This is a genomic window from bacterium (genome assembly GCA_037128595.1).
Lineage (GTDB): Bacteria > Verrucomicrobiota > Kiritimatiellia > CAIKKV01 > CAITUY01 > JAABPW01.
On the sequence record JBAXWB010000034.1, the window covers coordinates 1 to 21,423 of the forward strand.

Here is a 21,423-nt window from a genome sequence, read left to right on the forward strand (position 1 = left end):
AAAAGCAGATCAGTTAACAATGGAAAAGTGTCAAACGGAAATCAGGACGTGACAATTCTGTATTCTGACTACTGACTTCTGAATTCTTTTTTTTATTGGTGATTCGAGCCGGGATGATCTATCGTCCTTTTCAACGCAAAGGGAGAGACCGTTATGTTTACAGGTGCCTATACAGCCATTGTCACGCCGTTCAACACGAACGGGAGTGTGGATTACGATAAACTGCGCGACTTGATCGCCATGCAAATCGCGGCCGGGATCGATGGCATTGTCCCGGTGGGCACCACCGGGGAGTCCCCGACCGTGGACGTGGAAGAGCACGAGAAGATCATTGAAGTCACCATTGCCGCCTGCCGCGGCAAAGTCAAAGTCATTGCCGGCACCGGCGCGAACTCCACGTCCGAGGCGCTGGACCTGACCCGTCACGCCCTGAACGCCGGTGCTGACGGCACCCTTCAGGTAACGCCCTATTACAACAAGCCGAATCAGGAAGGCTTATATCGCCACTTCTCCGCCGTGGCTGACCTGGGTCTGCCCGTCGTGTTGTATAATGTCCCCGGCCGCTCCTCCCTCCAAATCGACGTGGCGACCATTGCCCGTCTTGCCAAGCATCCGAAAATCGTATGCGTCAAGGAAGCCGGCGGCAGCGCCGATCGCGTCAGCCAGATCCTCAGTGCCTGTAATATCACCGTCCTGTCCGGGGATGACTCCCTGACCCTGCCGATGATGATCCTGGGCGCCAAGGGGATTATCAGCGTGGCCTCCAATATCGCACCCAAGCCGGTGGCCGACATGGTTCATGCCGCCGCGGCCGGACGCTGGGATGAAGCCCGCGCCCTGCACATGAAATACTACCGGCTGTTCACCGATCTCTTCGTTGACACCAATCCGATTCCGATCAAGGCCGCCATGGCCATGGCCGGCATGATCGAGGAGACCTATCGGCTCCCCCTCTGCGAGACTTCCGATGCCAATAAGAAAAAACTGGCCGACTGTTTAAAGCAGGTCGGGATTCTCAAGTAAACAGGGTCAGGGGGCTGGGATCTTTTGTTCAAGCGCCTCGATAATGGCCGCAGCAAAACCGCCGGCCGATTGGGGGCCATCTGCGGTGATAAGGTTGCCATCACGGACCACGGGCTGATTCTGAACCAGCGCACCCGCCTTTCCCAGCGCGGGCTTGATGGATGAAAACCCTGTCACCTTAACGCCCTTCAACACCCCCGCATGGGCCAGCGTTTCAGGGGCAACACAGATGGCGCCCAGGACTTTACGATAAAGAACGGCGTCTTGTGCCAGCCGGTGGGCAATGGGATTGTCGAAATAGATCTGGGCGCACCCGCCACCCACAAACACAATGGCATCGAAACGGGTGGCGACCACATCCTCAATCAGCATATTGACTGACACCGTTTGCCCCAGCATCCCTTTGGCCTTTCCAAGTTGCGTGCTGGCAACAACCACCTCGGCCCCTACCTCCGTCAGGGCGGCATAAGGCTTGAAGAACTCCTCATCCCGGAAATCACGGAAGGCAATGACCATCACCACTTTCCTCCCCATTAGTGTCTTCACATCCGGCTCCTTTCCAAAACCAATCCCTCCAAACAGAATCCCCAATACAATGATCATCCCAGGCAACCAAAGTTTCATGGCACACACTCCTGCTTTGCTTTACACGGTATTGAATACAGAACTTTTGACAATCAGGGATTCCCTGATTCACACACAAGATTAACCCGATACCGGTTAATCATTCACCCTGATGATGCCCCGCCAGCATCCCGCAGGCGGCATGAATGTCCTGCCCTCCACTGTACCGTCGGGCCACCGGCATCTTGAGATGTAACCGGAGGGCATCCCTGAAAGCCTCCAATTCGGCAGGCGGGGGCGGCAGAAATCGACCGCCGGGATCATTGACATCGATCAGATCCAGCGTCAACGGGATCCCCCGCATCAGCTCGGCCAACTGAACCGCATCTTCCTCCCGGGTATTGAAGCCTGAAATCATCGTCCAAGCCAAGGTGACCCGTTTCCCTGAAGTCAGTTGGTAGTCGCGAATGGCTTCCACCAGTTCAGCAAGTGGATAGGTCGCCTCCACGGGCATCAGGTTGCGCCGCCGGACGGGATCCGCACTGGTCAGCGACACCACCAAACGGAACGGCCACTGGTCGATGGTGAAACGCCGGATCCCGGGTACGATTCCGACCGTTGAAATGCTGATGGCTTTCCCGGAAATCGCCATGCCACAGGGTTCCGACAGAATCCGGGCCGCCCGGATCACCGCCTCATAATTGAGCAGGGGCTCGCCCATCCCCATAAATACCACCCCGCGTACCGGATGCTCCGAGTCGGCCTGAATCCGGACCACCTGATCCACAATTTCCCAAGCGGCCAGATTACGTGAAAAGCCCTGCCGGCCCGTCGCACAAAAGGCGCAGCCCATGGCGCAGCCGGCCTGGGAGCTGACGCACACGATCACCTTCTCATCCCCCGGCCGGTTCAGGATCGGAATGCAGACCGCTTCAAACGACTCAGGGCCGTCCCCGGAAAACAGGTATTTCGCAAACCCATCACGGGGCGAGACGACCTTGTTCAGCATAGTCAGCCGCGGCAGCCGGATCTCTTGACGCACCCGCTCCAGAAGTTTGGGAGAGACCGCGTGGAGCGCGTCAGGGATTTCATCGCGCCGCACGGCGGCCGCCTGAAGCTGACGCGCGAGATGAAGCGATACCCCCAGCGGCGCCAAGGCGGCATGCAATTCCAAAGCCGTTAAATCTTTGAGAAGAATGGGCATATTTAAGAGCCCACTCCCAATAAGTTCTGTAACGCAGACTCCAGGTCTTGATATTCGAACTCGAACCCAGCCTGCTGCAGACGGGTAGGCAGGCAGCGTTTCCCGGTCAGAATCAACTCGGGATTGATCCCGACCACAAGACTCAGGGTACGCAACAGCCAGGCCGGAACTGGCGGGGACCAGGGTCTATTCAGAACGCGACGCAGGGTCTGCATGAGTTCGGCATTGGTGATGGGCTGTGGGGTGACCGCATTGAAAACCCCGTTGAGTTTGGCGTTTTCGAGCACTTCACAAAAAACCCGATTCAGGTCCTGCAGATGAATCCAGCTTACGCCTTGCCGGCCATTCCCGGCGGCACCCCCCAGAAAACACCGCGTAAGTCTGGCCAGCACCGGCAAGGCCCCGCCCTCACGTCCGAACACCACGCCAAGCCGCAACACGACTTTACGGGTATCCGTGAATGCCATCCCATTGATGGCTGCCTCACAGGTTTTCGTGATGTCCGCCAGCATGCCGGATCCCGCCGGGGCCTCCTCATTACATGAACGGCCGGTATCGCCATAGAACCCGACCGCACTGCAATGGACAAAGACGCCGGGCTCGTGGCGACACCGGCTCACGGCCTCGCCTAGAACCTTCAGTGCCTCCAGACGTGAAGTGAGCAACTCACGCTTGTTCCGCGGGGTCAGCCGGCAATTCACATTCCTGCCGGAAAAATTAACAAGGGCATCGGCCCCTTCCAGCACTTCCGTCCAAGGCCCCCGCGAACGCCCATCCCAGACCACATATCTCACTCCCGCTTGAGGGGCTATTCGGTCTGACCGCGTCAGCACGGTGACGCGCGCCCCGCCCGAGAGAAGCCGCTGAGTCAGGGCGCTCCCGATAAACCCACTGCCCCCCGCCAGAATAATATGTTTCCCGTTCATGTCGTTGCCGGAGGTTAGCACCACGTCACAATCTCTTTGAGGGTAAGACGTGGAGAGTTGCGTTGCGGCTTTACGGCCGGCCAGCCGACGGTGATCAGGGCCTGCGGCGTAATGTCGGAGGGCCAGCCGACAATCCGGCGCACTTCTTTCGGGCGGATCCAGCCGATCCAGCAGGTGCCCAACCCCAATTCGGTCGCCTGTAACACGGCATGTTCTCCTGCAATTCCCAGATCCAGCAACGGGTACTCGACCTGTGACAGCAAGGGTGCCACCCGGTGCGTGATCAGCGACCTCTTCATGCCCATCACCAGAATGACCGGAGCCTGCTTCGCCCAGGCCATCCCGAGGCCCGGCAGCGTTCCCTCGTCCAGCAGGCGGGTTCTCAGGGCCTCCTCCATCACCACGGCAAACCGCCAGGGTTGTCGATTGCAGGCGGAGGGGGCCCGTCTCGCGGCATCCAGGATCTTTTCCACGTCCCCACGGGGAACCGGATCTGACGTATAGGCGCGGCAACTGAAGCGTTTGGCATAGAGCTCTTTAAATCCACTCATCTGGGTTTCTCCAACAGCATGTTGCTTAGCGAAGCGGGTCGGGCGATCTGGCTTTCCTGCTGAAGGGTGGTCAGCACACTCGAGCCTGACAACACAACGATAACGGCGGCCACCACCAGCAGGGCCTTCCCCAGCCGCTTCAACCCGACCAAACTCAAGGCCCCGGCCAGCCAGAGGCCACCGAAGGAGAGGGCCGCCATCCTCGCTCGGGTGGCACAGTCCGGCGCATAATGCCAGAAGAGCACCCATCTCAACCATGAGGCAACGGGGGCTTTCAATCCCTGCTTCCGTGCTTCGGCAATCGCCAGGTTCCTGGAAATGTCCGCCGTACTTCCCCCGTACCGCTCGGCCCGCAACAGGACCGCCACCGCATCGGCAGGTCGATTGGCCAGTAATAAGGCCGTTCCCTGATTGTAAAAGAGGTCGGCATTTCTCACGCCCAGATCCACCAGCTTTTGACAGGTCGCGGCGGCCGCCAGAAAGTCTTTGGGCTCCTGGGCGGAACTCAACTCCATGAGCGATTCCGTCCAGATAAACGTCCGTTCCGCCGGCGTCGAGGCGTTCACCTTACTGACGCACAGTCCGCTCAGCAACACAAGCAGGGTCGTCCTCGCCAGTCGCGAGCTCGTCCGGTGGTTGCGATAGGCCTCAATGGCCGCCAACATTGCCAGCAGCTCCGGCGTATCCGCGCCAACCCCGCTCGACCCGAAGGACGCATCAAAATGGAACTGCATCATCCTGGAAAACCGTTTTGCCAGATCATAGGGAATGCCCTTCACTACCAGCAGTGATTCAGCTTCAACCGGAGTCAGGGCCTCGGCCTGAACATCAAATCGATCCGCCAGATAGTGCCGCAGCACCTCACATATCTCCCGATGCCCAGCGCTTCCGCTTTGGTGTACGAGTTGATGGATCGACTGTTCCGCCCGCGACCATGCCTGCCTCCTCCGCTGAGCCCGTTTACAGGCGGGGACCTGGCGCCGGATCCACAGACCCGACAGGCAAAGGAGAAACACCAGGGGGCCCGCGCCGGCATAGAGCAGGAGCCGGCGGGGATCGCCCATCAGCGGGACCGCCTCGGCCCCCGCCAGCCCCATACGGATGCCGGCAGGCAGCATGGCCCATTCCCTTTCACGACTGAGCCGGGACCCCGCATTGGTGGAGCCGCCGATAATTTGCGAGCCTGTAATCTCCGTGGCCTGCCTGACTTTGAGGGGAATGGGCAGGGACCGGACGGTCTGATACCGCCGCAGGGTGACATCGTAATACGAGACATCCACAGGTGGTAGCTCAAAGGAGCCCGCCTGCCGCGGGCGAAGCGTGTAGGCATATTGACACTGTCCATTCTGTTTGACGGCCTGAACCGAATCATCATAGATCTCAAACCGTTCCAGCAGCGCCGGCTGAAGCGACAGTCTTGGCGGCGTGATATTCCGCATCTGGATGGCCCCGGCGAGGGTCAGCGTCAGCTTGAGCGGATCACCCACATTGCAGGTCTGGGCGTCAAGCGCGGCCTCCACAGTCAGATTGCTGCCGATCGCGCCAATGTAAGAATCCGGGCGGTTCGCCTCAGGGGGTGGAATCACCCGCACGGTGGCGGCAGGACCGACCGCAAAGACCGGGCGGCCATTCGCATTCCCATCGGCCTTGACCTCAATGGGGACCGTCCCCTTGAACAGCAGGGGGCCGAAGGTATAGACCCCTTCCGTTAGCGGGGAATAGGGAACGGAAAGCGTATATTCCCAATAGTTCTTCCCCGCCTGAGTCACCTTCTTCCGGTCAAATTTAAAGCGGGCGGGTCGTCCCTGCACATTGAACATCCGGTCGAAATCAAATGGATCGCCCTGCGTCGTGAACTCATTCAGGGTGAAGCCCGGCTGGTTCTGCTGGACGAGGTGGTCATTCAACAGTTTCTGGAAGTCCGGCCCCTTGAGCCCGTCCATCTCCTGGCCATTGAGAAAGGCCGCCTCGATATGGGGCGGGTCTGCCGGATACAACGGCTCGGTGTCCTGATACGGCACAGGCAGGGCCTTGATGCGCAGGGTCACCTGGATCTCAAACGGCTCATCCACCAGCACCGTCGTGCGGGAGGCCGTCACCTCGGCAATCACCTCATCCTGACGCGTCACGCCCGTCACGGTAATGGGAGGACCGGTCCCGGTGATCGTCACTCCGTTCACCCGGACCGTAATGGGGCCTGCGGTGAACCCACCTTCAGCGGCCGGCGTCACCCGGTAGGTAAAAATCCGGCCGGAAAAATCTTCCCGCTGCATCCGGCCATTCACAATCACCACGGTGTAATGGCTGGCCGACTGGCTCCCCAGCAGTTCAACGGTGCTATTGCGGATGGCAGACAAATCCGGGGCCCCGGGATTATCCGCTCCATCCACCTTGACCTCCAGCAGGAATGACTCCCCGAGATAGACACTCGCACGGCTGGCCTTGACGGAGAGGGTCGGGGTGGCAGAGAAGGCGATCGTAGCCATGGAAAAACAAGCCAGACAGACATATCGACCCAACCGCCTCATTCTGGCCACGGCGCCGATGGAGCGGCGCCCTCCATTAAATCCCATTTCTCCATTCATTCGCCTACCAATCTCTTTCGGCGGGGGACAGCGGGACATAGGAATCGCGCTCGCGCTTTTCCTGCTCATGTTCCTTCTCGCGCTGTTTGGCCTTTTCCAGTAACCGCTTCAGATCTTCCGCCGACATCTGGTCTTTTTTATCCTCCGACTTGGGCGGCGGCTTCTGCTCCTCTTTCTTCTGATCCTGCGGGGGCGGCGGCTCCTGCTTGGGCTGATCCTGTTGCGGCTGGTTCTGCGGCTGATTGTCCTGCGGCTTTTTATCCTTGGGCAGCAGTGCTTCGATCTCCTTCAGCACGGCATAGGCCTTCTGCTGATACACCAGACTGCCGGCCAGGGCGTTGGTGATCGCCCCTTCCGCCAACTGCTGCAGAGCCACGGCCTGCCCCGTCAGCTCCACGATCTTCCTGCGATCTTCCGGGGACAGCACCACCTCCATCGCATTGGTTCCCGCCGCGGCATTGGTGGAAGCGACGGCATTGGTGGAGGCCTGCTCAACCGGGCGGCTGATCCCCTCCGGCGGAACCTCCTGTTCAAACCGCTGCTTGAATAACCCGGTCAGTTCCAGTGCCTCGGCCTGCTGGGCGTTGACACTTTGCCTGAGTTCATCCGACACCGGCGACGCACCGGCGACGACAGGAACCGTTACCGTAATGGCGTTCGTCTGCCGCTGGAGATCTTCGCGCAGGAGCTGCGGATATCCCGCCATGCCTTTCCAGAGTGTGTAGACGGCGGCTTCCGCCTTACGCGCAGGGGCATAGGCTGAACGATCCAAATTACGGAGCCCGGCGGCCACCCCGAACATCGCATCGCGGATCGATTCCGCAAAGGCATTGATCTGGGCCATCTGCTGCGGGGCATTCGTGTTGTTTGCGGCGGACTGGGACATCGCCTGCAGCAACTTGCCTTTCAACGGAATCATCAGGTCGGCCGTGCGATCCTGCTCAGCGGCCAGCGATTCCAGGCCGTCGATCAAGGCCGGCGTGGTATTGGTAAAGGCGGCGGGAATATCCTGCAGAAGCTTCCGCTGCTGGAGCAACATGAGATCCGCCAAAGCGCCCGGCGGGGTCTGCCCATGCTCGGCCATCAGGCGTATAATTTTCGCCTGTTCCTCCACCTGACCGGCCATGCCCGCGACCACCGCCAGATTCTTGCGGCTGTCGGCATTGTCCGGCTGCTGGCGCAACGCCTTCTGGAAGGCGGTTCCCGCCTGCTTCAGCGCCTGGACCCGGCGTTCCGCCACGGCGGGATCCGGCGGGGTGGCTGCATTTTCCTGCAAAGGCGCAGACCCGGTCGTAAACAAGGCGCATCCGAGATTATAGGCGGCCTGCGCGCCGATCGCCCCTTCCCCGCCCGTCAGGCTCCGGAACAGGTCACCGGCCTCCTCTGATTTTCCCGCCTTGAGCAGCGCGCATCCGGCATTAAAGACGTAGTCCTCGCGGGTGGCCGAGGCGGCCGTTCGGGCCGCGACCTGGTACGCCTCCGCGGCGCCTTCGTAGTTTCCTGCCAGATAGAGCCGTTGCGCCAACCGGGCGCCATCCCGGCCGGCCGGAATCACGGCCGTGCGATTAGTGGCAGGTAACGCTGACTCCACCGCGTTGGTGGCCGCCTGAAGCGGAAGGCTGGCCACCAGCCAAAGCGCCAGCGCCGTCGCCGCCGCAGGCAGGGGGGGAGGCTGACCCCTGTCTTCCCCGGTGGGAGGGGCGCTACGCGCCGCAACAGGGAGATCAGAGGGGGCCTTGCTAGACCCCGTCGCGGCGCGTAGCGCCCCTCCCACGGGGGAAGTAGATTTTGTCTTCCCGCAGGCAATCCGGCCACGGCTCAAAAAGGCGACCGCCAGAAACAGCAGGACCGCAGGCAACAGGAAAATCTGATAGCGCTCCACATAGCGACGCTGCGAGGATTCCTCAAGATCACGGGCGGAAATCCGGCTTAAATGATTCCGGTACAGATCTCCCAGCTTGACGTTGGCCAGGCCCACGGGAACATACGCCCCGCCGGTCGCTTCGGCCATCTCACGCAACAACGCGTTGTTCAGCTTTGACACCACTTCCTGTCCCTGGTAATTCAGCGTCTCTTTTTTATTGGCCACCGACGGAATCGGCGCGCCTTCACTGCTCCCGAAGCCCACGGTAAACAAGGCGACCCCTTTTTCCTTCGCCTTATTCGCGGCCTCCAGCGCCTTCCCGGCCAGATCATCCCCATCCGTGATCAGGACAATGGCCTTGTGCGATCCCTCCTCATCGCCGAAATTTTGCAGGGCCTCCACGACCGCCCCGCCGATATCGGTCTCCCCGGCAGGCGCCGAATCCACCCCCACCCCTTCCAGCGTCTGGGCCATATACCCATAATCCGTGGTCAGGGGGCACAACAGAACGGGACGGCCACGGAACGCCAGCAGCCCGACCCGGTCGCCACGCAGTTCCTTCACCAGATCCAGGAGATCCACCTTGGCCCGCCCCAGACGGCTGGGGTGAACATCCCGGGCCAACATGGAGCGAGAGACATCAAGCACTACCATCAAATCCCGGCCTCGCTGATAGACCGTCTCCTCCTGCATTCCCCACTGCGGACGGGCCGCCGCCAGCAGGGACAGCACCAGTCCCGCCATGAACAGAGACAGCTGCCACACGCGCCGGGTGGCCGCCGGGGCGGGCGCCAACTTGACCGCCATCGCCGACGAGACAAATAACTGACCGGCCACCCGGCGGCCGGCCAGGATATGCCATGCCACTCCAATGACCGGCACGAGCCAGATCAGAAAGAGAATCCAGGGATATTGGAATTGCAGATTCATAGGATGTTTTTGCCTAAGCCGGCGTTCAGCACCGTTCCCGTCACCAGCAAGACCAGACCCGCCAGCAGGAACGCCGGAAAATGCTCGTCATATTTGTTGAACAGCTCCGTGTTGATCGTCGTTTTTTCAAGTTTGTTGATCGCCGCCAGCGTCTGCTCCAGCCCTTTGGCATCCGTCACATTGAAGTATTGTCCACCAGTCGTCGCGGCCACCGAACGAAGCTGGTCCTCATCCAACCGCACCTCGGCATAGCCGACCGTCTGACGCCCGAACATGTCGCGGGCCAGAAACGGCGCCCGCCCCGTGGTTCCGATCCCGATGCTGTAGATCTTGACCCCCATCGTTTTGGCGGCCTTGGCGGCTTCTTCGGGCTTGATCAGGCCGGTATTGGATTCGCCATCCGACAGCAACACCATGATCCGTGACTTCACGCCGGCTTCGTCCAGTCGGGCACACCCCGTGGCCAGCGCGTCCCCGATGGCCGTCAGCATCTCCTCCTGGTTCAGCAGCTGGCCTTCCTTGCTGAATTGTTCGCGGGCAATCTCCACGCCCTGCAGACTATGCAGCAGGGCGGCATGATCGAGCGTCAGCGGAACCCGGCTGGAAGCAAATCCGCCGAAGGTTACCAAGCCGATCAGGTCGCCCGGCCGCTTCTCAACGAACTTGGCAAACGTCTCCTTCACGACATCCAGGCGGGTCCGTTGCTTATCGGAAGTGGCAAAGTCCAGCGCCTGCATGGAGCCGGAACAGTCCACCACCATCTGGATCGCAATGGCATCCGACTTGCGTATCGTCCTTGAAAAAATGGTCTGGGGCCGGGCCAGGGCGACAATCAGAAGGGCCAGTCCGGCAAGGACCAGCAGGGGCGCCAGGGGTTGAAGGCGCGTCCGCCACGTCGCCCGGTTGACCGGCAGCCGTTGAAACGCGGAGAACAGCAGGGCCTGCCGCACCTGGCGGCGCAACACAAACCAACCGGCCGCCGCGAGGGCCAGGAACAACAACAAATAATAGGGACTGCCGAGGTGCATGGGTTAGATATGAGATTTTAAATTCGAGATTTGAGAGGGGGCGCCAGAATCAGCGTCCGTTTCAATATAATTCCTGGCGGTCGAGGTGGCCGTTGTAACAGAAGCAGGATCGGGCCGGACACCGGCGTATTTGACCAGGTCGGCCGCCTGCATAAAGTCACGCAGGCGCTTCACCACCTCCTGCGAAAACCGGGCATCACTTGTCACGACTGACAGAAACTCTTCCGTGGTCTGCTCCGGTGCGCGGATCGCGTGGGCGCGTTCAATGTACGCCCGCACAATCATGGTCAGTTCAAAGTAGAAATCCTTAACCCGGTTATGCCCGACCAGATCCCGCGCCATCAATTCCGCCAGTTCAAACAGGGCCCGCTCCCTCGGCGACATCCGGCGAAGTTGAACGGCCCGGCGGACTTTCCGGAACAGCCGCCAGAGCAGATAGCCGAGGGCGCCCAGCCCCACGACCACCAGGGCGTAGCCCAGAAGCCCTTTGAGTCCTGGATAAATCCATACCGGCCCGCAGGCAGAGGCGATATCCTTGCCGGGCGCTTCCTTCTGAAGCGCTTCAGAGGCCAGCATCACCGGCTTGGTCGGGAACCATTGTTCCAGCCCGGTAGCCGGGTCTTTCCAGGTCACGGCCATGGGCGCAATCCGGTATTCATCGGCAATCTGGGGCGTGAGGCGGATATTACGGGTCCGGACCGTTTTGCCCCCGGCGACGGCGGCCGGGCTATCATAACAACCCGACACCGCAAACCCCTTCACCCGGGAGTCAATGGCCGGCAGCTTGACAACCACATTGGTCGGCGACGTCATACGGATGGTCAGCAGGGTATCGCGGTCAAGCCGCACCACGGGCGGATCAAACGACAGCGATACCTCAACCCGGCCCAGAGCGTTCTCTGAAACCAGCGGCTGGGCCGCAGTCTCCGGCGACGATGCCTGACAGACGCCCGCCAGCAGGCCCATCACGATCCAGTTGATACGCTTAATCCCGGACTTCATATTCATCCCCGTGCCGCCCTGATTTGCCGCTGCCGGAACAACTTGTGAATATCATCAATAAACGGACGCTCCGTAGACAGGTGGAGGGCATCAATCTTGTTTTTCCTGAACAACCGCTTAAGGGCATCGGCCTCCTGCGCCGCTTTTTCAAAGAAGGCCTGGCGCAGCTGGGGCGAGGAGGTATCCAGCAGTTCGACCTCGCCGGTTTCCGGATCTTGAATCTCAACCAGCCCCACATCGGGCAGGACCGATTCGCGCGGATCGGCTATCGACACACAGACCACATCATGGTGCCGTCCGGTAATCCGTAGCTCACGCTCAAATCCGCTGTCCATGAAGTCTGAAATGATAAAGACCACGGTACGGCGTTTCTGGACCTGATTCAGGAACCGCAGCGCCCCGGCCAGATTGGTCCCCCGCCGGGTCTCCTCAGCGGCCAACACCTCCCGCACCAACCGCATGACGGCCGTCCGCCCCTTCCTCGGCGGGAAGGAGGCCTCGATCCGGTCGCTGAACAGAATCAGCCCGACCTTGTCCTGGTTTTTAATGGCGGACAAGGCAAACAGGCAGGTGACTTCCGCCGCCAGTTCCGCCTTGGCACGCTGGCCGGAACCGAACGACTGGGAGCCCGAGACATCGACCAGGAACATGACCGTCAACTCGCGCTCTTCGCAGTAGCGCTTGATGAAGGGCATCCCCATCCGGGCCGTGACATTCCAGTCAATCGACCGGATGTCATCCCCGGGCACATACTCACGGACCTCGTCAAACTCAATCCCCTGCCCCTTGAACACCGAATGGTATTCACCGGAGAGATGCTCATCGACCAGACGACTGGTCACCAGGCGGATCTTCCCCACCTGCTTCATCAATTCTTTGACGTTGATAGCCATAGGTTGATCTCAAATATTAAATCTGAGATTTCAAATCGGTATTACGGCACCGGGATTTCATTCAGGATTTTCGCGATGATATCCTCGCTCTTCAGATTCTCAGCCTCGGCTTCATAGGTCAGGATCAACCGGTGGCGCAGGACATCATAGGCGATCTCCTTGACATCCTGGGGCGTGGCATAACCGCGGCCATGCAGCAGGGCATTCGCCCGGGCGGCAATATTCAGGAACAAACTGGCGCGGGGAGAACCGCCATACTGGATGAGGTGCCCGATATCGAGCTTGTAATCCGCCGGCTTGCGGGTGGCAAACACGATGTCCAGGATATAGTCGGCCACCTTCTCGTCACAATAGACCTGATCGAGAATACTGCGGATCTCCAGAATCTGCTTTCCGGACATCATGGGATTGATCTTGATGTCCGACTTACGGGTGAAGCGGTTCATAATGCGGCGCTCATCATCCTTGGAAGGGTAATCCACGCGGCACTTCAGCATGAACCGGTCAATCTGGGCTTCCGGCAGCGGGTAGGTGCCTTCCTGCTCCAGGGGGTTCTGGGTGGCCATCACCATGAAGGGTTCAGGCAGGGGATAGGTTTTATCACCAATGGTCACCTGATGTTCCTGCATGGCCTCCAACAGCGCGGACTGGACCTTGGCCGGCGCCCGATTGATTTCGTCGGCCAGCAGCAGGTTCGTGAAAATCGGCCCCAGTCGCGGAGAAAAGGTCCCCTCCCGCGGATTGAACACCATGGTCCCGATCACATCGGCAGGGAGCAGGTCCGGGGTAAAGCTGATGCGCTGGAACTTCAAGCCGAGGGCCTGGGCCATCGTTTTGATGGCCGTGGTCTTCGCCAGGCCCGGCACCCCCTCAATCAGGAGATGCCCATTGGAAATCAGGGCGATGAGCATCCGGTCCAGCAGACGCTCCTGTCCGACCAGGACTTTATTCACTTCCTGTCGCACCGAGTCGACGATGTCTTTTTGCTCATTAATGATGCTGGCAGTAGCGGCAATATCAGTACTCATAAGTGTCTCTCCATTTCAACCGGCTTTTCCGTTCAACGGCTTCCCTCTCAATTTCACTCATCCCGGCTCCGGGCTGAGTTGTAACACAATTACTCCTTGTTTCCACGTCTCAATACACCTGAACCGGCCTCGGCACCAGATCAGGCGAGGCCTCCTTGGGAATCATAATCACCAGCAGATCATTGGTAAAGGCGGCCTTTATTTTCGACGCCTCCAAAGTGGCCCCCGGCAACCTGAGATGCCGCTCAAACCGCTGACTCGCCCGGCGGATCTGGCGGGTGCCACGAGGTGAACTCTCCGCCGTCTGCTGATACTCCTGTTGCGCCACAATGCTCAGCACGGCCCCGTTCAAGGTGATCCGAATCCCCGCTTTGTCCACCCCCGGCAGACGGATCGCGACCTCATAGGCTGTATCATGATCCTGAATATTGAAGTCAGGCGTCACCTGGAGCCGGGCCCACCCCTCGTCGAAAGCGGCATTCCGTCGCTCCGCTTCATCCAGCGCACGGGCGAACATGGCGCCAATCTCATCCGCCTGACTCCAAACTGAAGGAGCCACCGGGGGGGCGGGAGGTGAGGCCGGCCGTCCCAGATGACGCTGAAGCAGGAGCCCAAGCTGGAGAAGGATGATGACGCAAAATAAAACAACCACCTCTGCCAGCAGGCGCGTTGTCCTGGATTTTGCCATCAGTTCCGTCATTTTCTCCTCCTGTTCATCCTGTACGGTTAAGTATTAGCAGGGGCTGTGCCAATTACGAGCGGTTTTGACAGAGCAAAACCCTCCATTTGAGAGAATTCGCCTTTTATGGAGGGTTTTGCTCTGTCAAAACCGATTCCCGCCCACAGCGCCGACAGAGCGTAGCCTTCCCCGATTCTTTTTTTCGGACAAAATGTCCGATGCGGGCGACAAAATGCCGGATTTTCCCCATTCCACCACCTGATCACTCGTCACTCCCGCCCCCTTTCCACCACTGGTATTTTCCTTGCCTCTGAGGGCGGCTGGACGTACAAATATAACCCAATGCAATGGGGGCCTTCATCATGACAGTTATACGACGCTGGAGTTTGATCTCTCTGGCTTTTCTCACACTGACGCCAACCCTCTTCACGGCCCACGCCCAGATGGCTCGATTTGACACCTATGGACTGGCCAATGTTCCCGAAAATGCCAATGTGGAAATCGGCCCTTTCTCTTCCGATCTTTCATTCTTCCAATCAGCCGGAGTCCGCTACATACGCAGTTCCGGCGCCGGCATGGAATACTTGTATACCGGGGGGGGCGGCGCCGATGCCACCATCGTCCAGCCAGCGGGCACCTACCATCAACCCTCCAGCTACGGGCGCGTGAAGGCCGATGGTCTCGACTTCCCGATCATCTCCCAGTTAACCGCTAGGAATTATTTCCTGATCAGTAAATATTTTGCCGTCGATATTTCCTTCGCCCTGACGTACCGCTATTTCCCCAATGCCACGGAGGACAACGCCTTCGATGTCGAGATCATCGACCCCGGCTTTTACGCCTCGATGGGCTCTTTTACTTTCGGCGCTTCAAAAGACGCCTGGATGGGCTCTTTCAACGGACGCAACGCCGAAGCCTATACTGGCAAAGAGAGTTCCGGCTTTTCGGCGAACCTCTCGGCCGACTTTGAACTCACCCCCTTTATCAGAGGGCGCATTTATGACCGCCCCTCCTATCGGGTCGATTATGTGGATTCCCGCGGCTACACGGACAACCTGAGCGGCCAGCGTTACCCGGTGTTCGAAAACATCGCGGGAGTGGATATGGACTGGCAGATGGCGCCGGACAAGAGCCTTGGCTATACCTTCAACCGGACCGACACCGTGCCGCAGGACAACAACTACAACATCGATCGCAGCGTGATCTATCATCAGATGCTGGACTATCGCCAGCGTTTCACGCCCCTCACGACGGGGGGCGTCCGGGCCGATTATTACTGGCGGGATTATCTCGACCAGCGCGGCTCACAGTTCCAGCAGGATTATCTCGGATACATGAATTCCGACCTCACTGAGGACACCTCGATCAACCTCGCCCTAGGGTACAGTTTGGGTAGTTTATCCGGAGCCACCGGCGGCGCCTACGAGACCAACGGGACATCGGACGTGATCATTGGCGGAGCGGGCGTGCAAACCCGATTGACTGAAACGATCAGCCACGGGATTTCCTATCAGCGCTATCAGCGCGCCGGATTCATGGCGGGCTTTGAAGTTACAGATGCCATCCGTTATCATATTAAATACGCCGATCCTGAAACATGGGCGATCGGGTTCGCCTCGTCATACGAATCCGTCACCCCCGCCTTGGCCAATGCCACCGCCTACACCGATTGGGAGAATCAGATTTCGGCGTCGCGCCCCCTCACCCGCCGCCTGGTCTTGACGATGGCCACGGCCTACATCATGCGGATGAATGACACCCCCAGCTCAGGGCAAATCGGTGACGGCGATCTCTTCATGAGTAATGATTACGACACCTGGGCCACCACCGTAGGCCTGATCCAGACCCTGACGGATAGACTCAAACTCTACACCTATGCCGAACATCTGGAACGGCTCAGCAGCAATCCGTTGCTGGCTGGTACGCGGGATACCATCGGCATGACGCTGGGGTATTACTATGATTTCTAAGCGTCAAAAGAATCAAATGCTCCTTTCGCACCGGGCCGTCCTTTTTGCGGTGTTTATTCTCGTCACCGCATGGGTCTGGGCGAACCTGCCGCGTCTGGCTGCCGGTCAAAATGGCGTCCTGTCCTTTTTTCTTGGAACCCTCTTTGCGCTTATCCTGATCTTCCGGACCAAGCTTCCTGACGAACACTTTAAATTACCGGACTGGAGCCTCGGCATGATCGGCGCGGGAGGGGCGCTGCTTGCCATTCTGGGGATGATTATCCCCGTTCACCAATCTGAATGGCTGGGAATCCTGCTGATCGTGTATGCCGCCCTGGCCTGGTCCTTACCCCGGCGCTACGGGAAGGACCTGATCCTCGCCTTACTCCTGATCTACTGGATTCACCCCCTGCCAGGCCAGATCTTCGGGCCGTTCCAACTGGCCATGCAGTCCCTGTCGGTCAAACTCAGTGAGGGCCTGCTACAGGCGCTGAATGTCCGCGTGTGGGGGGATGACCTCGTCCTGCGCGTGGGAACACGGGTGTTCGGCGTCCCGGAAGCCTGCAGCGGAATGAAGACGGCCATCACGGTGCTCTTTTGCGGAATGGGCGTGGGCCTGATCATGCGGTTGGGCAAATGGGCCATGGCCGGTCTGCTGGGACTGGGGCTGATTCAAGTCCTGATTCTCAATGTCATCCGCATTTCAGGCATGGTCTGGTTCGGCAAAGACAAGCCCCCGGGTTGGAATGATCAGGCCCTGCATGACACCATGGGTATTTTCCTCCTGCTCGCCGTGGGCCTCATTCATCTGGACGCCGTACTGCTCCGTCAATGGCTGGCGTTCCGGCAACGGCAAAAGGCCCTCGCCGCCTCGAACGACGAAATCGGGGAGGATGACGAGAAAATCCGGCGCTGGCCGGTCTTCTGGCGATTCACTTTCAGATGGTGGAAACAAGGCACGGCCATTCTGGTCGTTCTGGCGATTGCCGCTTTTTTCCGTCTCCACCTGGGGCCCTATCACCGCGCCCAGATGATCCGGGGCGTCGCCCAGGGAATTTCCACCTCCGATCCCGAGACCGCCCAGCGCGCGATTCAGGCCGCGTTGCTTCTGGTCCCGGGCGATGATGACCTCCTGCGGGATCTGGCCAGGATCAAAATCGGCAGGGGGAAACAGGAGGAAGCCTTGCGCATTATCCAGCGGAAACCGGCCAAAGACCGCTCCCTTGAGGATCGGGTCCTTGAAGCCCGCGCCCTGCTGGAACTGAAACGTATCACGGAGGCCGGCGAGACCATCGCCCTGTTCCCGGCCGAATCACGCCGCTTACCCGGCGTGGCCCTGGTGCTGGCGGAATTCTACGCCATGCTGAACAAGCCGACCGAAGTGGCGACCTATGTCGTTCTGGCGGCCAGGGGTGTCGGCACACAGGAACGCATCCGCGGCCTATTTCCCTATATGGCGGCACGCGACCTCTGGGAATCGATCCGTCTCTCGGACTCAGACCTTCCCTATGCCACCACCCTTCAAGGGCTGATTGCCGTGGAATCACGGCTCCGGGTGGGCGACACCACCAGCGCCGCCAATGTCCTGCGGCGCGCCATGAAGAACCGCGCGCTTGAGCCCGCGTTTTTGAACCCGGCCATACGGATCATGCGTGACCGTCCTGATATCGAGTGGCAGCGCTTGTTTGAAACCCTGTTCATGACCAACCTGAAAACGTTAAAAGCCCCCGACCTCACGCTGGCGATGGACGGCGCCTTCTCGATCGGTCGACCGGATATCGGTTGGCTGGCATTTACCCGCCTGACCGCCATCGCCCCCGGGGACCCCATGTTGCTGATTGCCCCTGCCGAATATGGCCGGAAGTGGTTCCAGTTCCGTCACGAAGTCCTGGGGGCGGGCGGATACGGGGATGCCCTGATCGACGCCAAACCCTTCTTCCAACTCGCGGCCGGCCTGCCCCCCTGGAAGGAATTATGGAAACGGATTCCCCTGGCCGGCGAGCTGGGTGGCCTCATTTCGAGGGAAGGCTATGAGCGCCAACTGAAACTCTGCCTGGACGCCCTGAAGAAAATTGAAACCCAGAAGGCGCTGGATATGCGCCTTAAACTCCTCTGGGGTCGTGTCCTGGGGGAATTGGGACGCTGGGATGAAGCCCATGAAAAACTGACCGCTTTCGAGCGCGAGTCCACTCACCAGCACCCCCTCTACCTGGTTGCGCATGCGGAACTCTACAAGGCGCAGGGGGACTGGGAGATGGGGTACGAAACCCTCTCCGAATATGTGCGCACCGAGCCGCACCCGCCATTGACCGTCTGGCTTGATCTGGCCCAGGCCGCAATGTCATTGGATCTCGGTTCCTATGCCATGGAATGCATGGAGGAGGCACGCCGGGATTACCCGGAGTCGGAAGAATGGTCGCTGGCCATCGCCGGCATGTGGAGTTTCTTCGGCTTCAGCGAGGATGCCCTCTTTGTGGTCAATAACATGAAACATGCCCCGCACCCCGCCCTGCGCGCCAAATTGCTCCTGGCCACCGGCCGCGTGGTGGAAGGCCAGAAACTGGTGCTGGTCGAGAATCTTAACGATGTGATCATCCCTAAACGTCAAACCGAACTTCTTCCGCCTGCGGAATGGGCGTTGGAATGGCGCGGGGGACAACTCACGGACGAGGATTATGCGCTTGAGCGGAAAGCATTAAAACCCAGGCAATCCCCATTCCTGAAAGCCCTGCAAGGGAACAAGGCCTCCTGGTATTCGGCCAGAGGCCAGGGCGGCACCTCGGAGCTGTCGAAGTGGACGGGCATCGGCCGTGACTCACGGGAAAAGGCCCTGGCACTGGGAGAACTCACCCTCCTGTTGCTACGACAGGACCGTACTAATGAGGCGGGGATCGCCATCACCCGGGCGCTTGAACTACAACCCGCCTCGGGGCTGCTCAACCGTCTCAATGTGCTGCTTAAAAAGGATGCACGCACCGCCGGTCAGGCGCTGGCCGCCCAACCCCTGGATGGTGAATTATGGCTGGCGTATCTGGTAACCAACATCCGCGCGGGCGCCACCCCGGCCTGGACTGACCGCGAAATCATCAAGGCCGTTGACAACCGCCTCTATGCGCCCGGTACGCTGGTCCGGGCCGGCGACTTCCTGTTGCGGAACGGCCAGACCAATGCGGCTGCCATCCTGGCCCGAGCCGCCATCAAGGACGGACAGGGCTTGCTTCCGGCTGACGTACTGGGGGTCACCACTGCCATCAAGCTTAAAGACAATGCCTGGGCTCTGGCCTGCGCCCGGGCCGGTACGGAACACGCCCTTGAGCCCTGGCCATTCTATAAGATTATTATCGGCCTGAAAACGCGCTCAGGAAACGCTGATCCGGACACCATCCGGGCCCTGGAAGGACTGGCCTCCCATTATCCCGAGGACAGCATCTGGGCGGAGCGGCTGGGCGAAGTGTATTTCCAGAAGGGTCAAACCGACCGGGCACTAGGCGTTCTGGAAGATGCCCTGGCACGGGAGGCCGGACAGAAACAGGCGGTGCCGCGTACCTACCTGCTGGCGGCCGAGTCTGCACGACGCGAAGGCAATATTCCGCGTGCCATCAAGATCCTCAAGTCCGCCTATGTCCGCTATCCCGCCGACTTGAACGTCCTGAATAATCTCATCTTCACCCTGGCGCAGGACCCGCTGTATGTCTCCGAGGCCCTGACCCTGCTGCCTACCCTGCTCGCCACTCAGAAGAATGATTTCGCCATTCATGATACCGCCGCCCTGGTCTATATGCGGTCAGGCAATCTGATCGAGGCGGAAAAGCATATGCAGAAGGCGCTCACCCTCGTTAAAAAGGGGAATTATGCCTGGCTTGAGGTTTATCTGAATGCGGCCGAGGCCCAACTCCGGATGGGAAAACTCCGGGACGCCCGTGAGAGTCTGACCCTGATCTTGAAAAGCCCCGAACGCTCCTCTGTCATCGATGCCCGCGCCCGTGAACTTCAGGATGAACTCTCACGCAAGGAACGGGAACAAACGAAGTGGTTCTAACCTAACCTGATGAACATCCCCGCCTCTCTGCATCGCATCCGCATTCTCCTGGTCAAGGAGCTCGCCCAGATCAAACGCGATCGCAGTCTCCTCGGGATCCTCATTGTAGCGCCCCTGTTCCAGCTCCTGATCATGGGGTTTGCGGCCAATACGGATATCCGGGACATCCAATTGACCATCCGCGATAATGATCGCTCTTTTTACAGCCGGGACTATATCCACTCCCTCGGCGCCTCCGGCTATTTCAAAATCACATTCGCCTCAGGACCGGACCGGGATGATGCCGCGCTTCTGGTGTCCGGCAAAAGCAGTCTCCTCCTCACAATCCCCCCTGATTTCAGCAAACACCTTCTGGCCAATCAACCCGCCTCCCTCCAGGTCCTGGTGGATGGCTCCGACAGCAACTTCGGGGTCAATGGACTGAATACCCTCCAAAAGGCCAACCGCCTGTTCTCCACCCGGACGATCCGCCTCGTAACGGACAGACTGGCGCGACAGGGCGTCACGCTCCCGTCGGTCGAGGCAGAAACACGGGCCTGGTATAACCCCGATCTGCTCTCACGGGTTTACATGGTTCCGGCCCTGATGGGGGTGCTGTTGCTGGTGACCACCATGCTGGTCACCAGTATGTCCTTAGTCAAAGAGCGTGAAGACGGCACCATGGAGCAGTTGATTGTCACTCCGCTGCGCCCCGTGGAATTGATGATCGGCAAGCTCCTGCCTTTTGTCCTCATTGGCCTGATTGAAGTAACCCTTGCGTTGGGCGTGATCCGCGGGGTCTTCGGCATCCCCCTGCGCGGCAGCGTGCTCCTGCTTTACGGCTTCTCCGGCTTATTCCTGCTGACCACGCTGGGTATGGGCCTGCTGGTCTCCACCCTCGTCAAGACCCAGCAGCAGGCCATGATGGTCGCGGCCTTTTTTGTCCTGATGCCTTTTGTGCTATTGTCGGGTTTTATCTTTCCCGTGGAAAATATGCCGCCCGCCATCCAGGCGCTGTCCGCCCTGATTCCGCTCAAGTACTATCTGGAAATTGTCCGCGGGCTTTTCCTGAAAGGGACAGGCTGGAACGAACTCTGGCCGCCTGCCCTCACCCTGCTGCTCTGGGGGGTGAGTATCCTGACTATTGCCGCCCTGAACTTCAGGAAGCGACTGGATTAA

The 21,423-nt window shown here is 59.6% G+C and carries 15 protein-coding genes; 4 read left to right on the forward strand and 11 right to left on the reverse strand.

Annotation, left to right across the window (positions count from 1 at the left end; genetic code table 11):
• Positions 1-153 precede the first annotated feature (153 nt).
• Positions 154-1,023, forward strand: a complete 870-nt coding sequence (gene dapA / locus WCS52_16905; protein ID MEI6168862.1) for a 4-hydroxy-tetrahydrodipicolinate synthase — start codon at positions 154-156, stop codon at positions 1,021-1,023.
• A gap of 6 nt (positions 1,024-1,029) precedes the next feature.
• Here the strand turns inward: dapA and WCS52_16910 are convergent, their stop codons facing one another.
• The 11 genes from WCS52_16910 to WCS52_16960 all read right to left on the reverse strand — a co-directional run bounded on the left by WCS52_16910 (position 1,030) and on the right by WCS52_16960 (position 14,298).
• Complete coding sequence (locus WCS52_16910; GenBank protein MEI6168863.1) at positions 1,030-1,647, reverse strand: DJ-1/PfpI family protein; 618 nt, start codon at positions 1,645-1,647, stop codon at positions 1,030-1,032.
• A 100-nt stretch (positions 1,648-1,747) separates the two neighbouring features.
• A complete protein-coding gene (locus WCS52_16915) occupies positions 1,748-2,791 on the reverse strand; it encodes a radical SAM protein (protein MEI6168864.1) in 1,044 nt (347 codons plus the stop codon).
• A 2-nt stretch (positions 2,792-2,793) separates the two neighbouring features.
• On the reverse strand, positions 2,794-3,741 hold the full coding sequence (locus WCS52_16920) for a TIGR01777 family oxidoreductase (GenBank protein ID MEI6168865.1): 948 nt from the start codon (positions 3,739-3,741) through the stop codon (positions 2,794-2,796).
• On the reverse strand, positions 3,732-4,268 hold the full coding sequence (locus tag WCS52_16925) for a nitroreductase family protein (GenBank protein ID MEI6168866.1): 537 nt from the start codon (positions 4,266-4,268) through the stop codon (positions 3,732-3,734). Before WCS52_16925 ends, WCS52_16920 begins: the two co-directional genes overlap by 10 nt.
• The gene (locus tag WCS52_16930) at positions 4,265-6,841 is read right to left on the reverse strand and encodes a BatD family protein (protein ID MEI6168867.1); all 2,577 of its coding nucleotides are present in this window, start codon (positions 6,839-6,841) and stop codon (positions 4,265-4,267) included. Before WCS52_16930 ends, WCS52_16925 begins: the two co-directional genes overlap by 4 nt.
• A gap of 16 nt (positions 6,842-6,857) precedes the next feature.
• A complete protein-coding gene (locus WCS52_16935; protein ID MEI6168868.1) occupies positions 6,858-9,647 on the reverse strand; it encodes a VWA domain-containing protein in 2,790 nt (929 codons plus the stop codon).
• Positions 9,644-10,675 carry a VWA domain-containing protein gene (locus tag WCS52_16940; GenBank protein MEI6168869.1) on the reverse strand — a complete coding sequence of 344 codons (1,032 nt, stop codon included), beginning with the start codon at positions 10,673-10,675 and terminating at the stop codon, positions 9,644-9,646. The genes WCS52_16935 and WCS52_16940 overlap by 4 nt, the downstream gene beginning before the upstream one ends.
• A 3-nt stretch (positions 10,676-10,678) precedes the next feature.
• Entirely contained in the window at positions 10,679-11,677 is a 999-nt protein-coding gene (locus tag WCS52_16945) for a hypothetical protein (GenBank protein MEI6168870.1), read from the reverse strand.
• Positions 11,678-11,679: 2 nt separating this feature from the next.
• Entirely contained in the window at positions 11,680-12,570 is an 891-nt protein-coding gene (locus WCS52_16950) for a DUF58 domain-containing protein (GenBank protein MEI6168871.1), read from the reverse strand.
• A gap of 41 nt (positions 12,571-12,611) precedes the next feature.
• Positions 12,612-13,598 (reverse strand): MoxR family ATPase, encoded by a 987-nt coding sequence (locus tag WCS52_16955; GenBank protein ID MEI6168872.1) that lies wholly within the window; start codon positions 13,596-13,598, stop codon positions 12,612-12,614.
• Between the two features lie 109 nt (positions 13,599-13,707).
• Entirely contained in the window at positions 13,708-14,298 is a 591-nt protein-coding gene (locus WCS52_16960) for an Hsp20/alpha crystallin family protein (GenBank protein ID MEI6168873.1), read from the reverse strand.
• A 341-nt stretch (positions 14,299-14,639) separates the two neighbouring features.
• Here WCS52_16960 and WCS52_16965 point away from each other — a divergent pair, with 341 nt between their 5' ends.
• From WCS52_16965 to WCS52_16975, 3 genes are read left to right on the forward strand one after another with little or no spacing between them, the layout of a single operon-like run.
• Positions 14,640-16,247, forward strand: a complete 1,608-nt coding sequence (locus WCS52_16965) for a hypothetical protein (GenBank protein ID MEI6168874.1) — start codon at positions 14,640-14,642, stop codon at positions 16,245-16,247.
• Positions 16,237-20,265: an archaeosortase/exosortase family protein gene (locus WCS52_16970; GenBank protein ID MEI6168875.1), complete on the forward strand. Its 4,029-nt coding sequence runs from the start codon at positions 16,237-16,239 to the stop codon at positions 20,263-20,265. The genes WCS52_16965 and WCS52_16970 overlap by 11 nt, the downstream gene beginning before the upstream one ends.
• A 9-nt stretch (positions 20,266-20,274) precedes the next feature.
• Positions 20,275-21,423 carry an ABC transporter permease gene (locus tag WCS52_16975; protein ID MEI6168876.1) on the forward strand — a complete coding sequence of 383 codons (1,149 nt, stop codon included), beginning with the start codon at positions 20,275-20,277 and terminating at the stop codon, positions 21,421-21,423.

Bases quoted from the DNA above. Each gene is read 5' to 3' on its own strand.
- WCS52_16935 (MEI6168868.1), bottom strand. From the start codon at position 9,647: ATGAATCTGCAATTCCAATATCCCTGGATTCTCTTTCTGATCTGGCTC.
- WCS52_16945 (MEI6168870.1), bottom strand. From the start codon at position 11,677: ATGAAGTCCGGGATTAAGCGTATCAACTGGATCGTGATGGGCCTGCTG.
- WCS52_16925 (MEI6168866.1), bottom strand. From the start codon at position 4,268: ATGAGTGGATTTAAAGAGCTCTATGCCAAACGCTTCAGTTGCCGCGCC.
- WCS52_16955 (MEI6168872.1), bottom strand. From the start codon at position 13,598: ATGAGTACTGATATTGCCGCTACTGCCAGCATCATTAATGAGCAAAAA.
- WCS52_16950 (MEI6168871.1), bottom strand. From the start codon at position 12,570: ATGGCTATCAACGTCAAAGAATTGATGAAGCAGGTGGGGAAGATCCGC.
- WCS52_16975 (MEI6168876.1), top strand. From the start codon at position 20,275: ATGAACATCCCCGCCTCTCTGCATCGCATCCGCATTCTCCTGGTCAAG.
- WCS52_16960 (MEI6168873.1), bottom strand. From the start codon at position 14,298: ATGACGGAACTGATGGCAAAATCCAGGACAACGCGCCTGCTGGCAGAG.
- WCS52_16910 (MEI6168863.1), bottom strand. From the start codon at position 1,647: ATGAAACTTTGGTTGCCTGGGATGATCATTGTATTGGGGATTCTGTTT.
- WCS52_16970 (MEI6168875.1), top strand. From the start codon at position 16,237: ATGATTTCTAAGCGTCAAAAGAATCAAATGCTCCTTTCGCACCGGGCC.
- WCS52_16915 (MEI6168864.1), bottom strand. From the start codon at position 2,791: ATGCCCATTCTTCTCAAAGATTTAACGGCTTTGGAATTGCATGCCGCC.
- dapA (MEI6168862.1), top strand. From the start codon at position 154: ATGTTTACAGGTGCCTATACAGCCATTGTCACGCCGTTCAACACGAAC.
- WCS52_16965 (MEI6168874.1), top strand. From the start codon at position 14,640: ATGACAGTTATACGACGCTGGAGTTTGATCTCTCTGGCTTTTCTCACA.
- WCS52_16940 (MEI6168869.1), bottom strand. From the start codon at position 10,675: ATGCACCTCGGCAGTCCCTATTATTTGTTGTTGTTCCTGGCCCTCGCG.
- WCS52_16930 (MEI6168867.1), bottom strand. From the start codon at position 6,841: ATGGGATTTAATGGAGGGCGCCGCTCCATCGGCGCCGTGGCCAGAATG.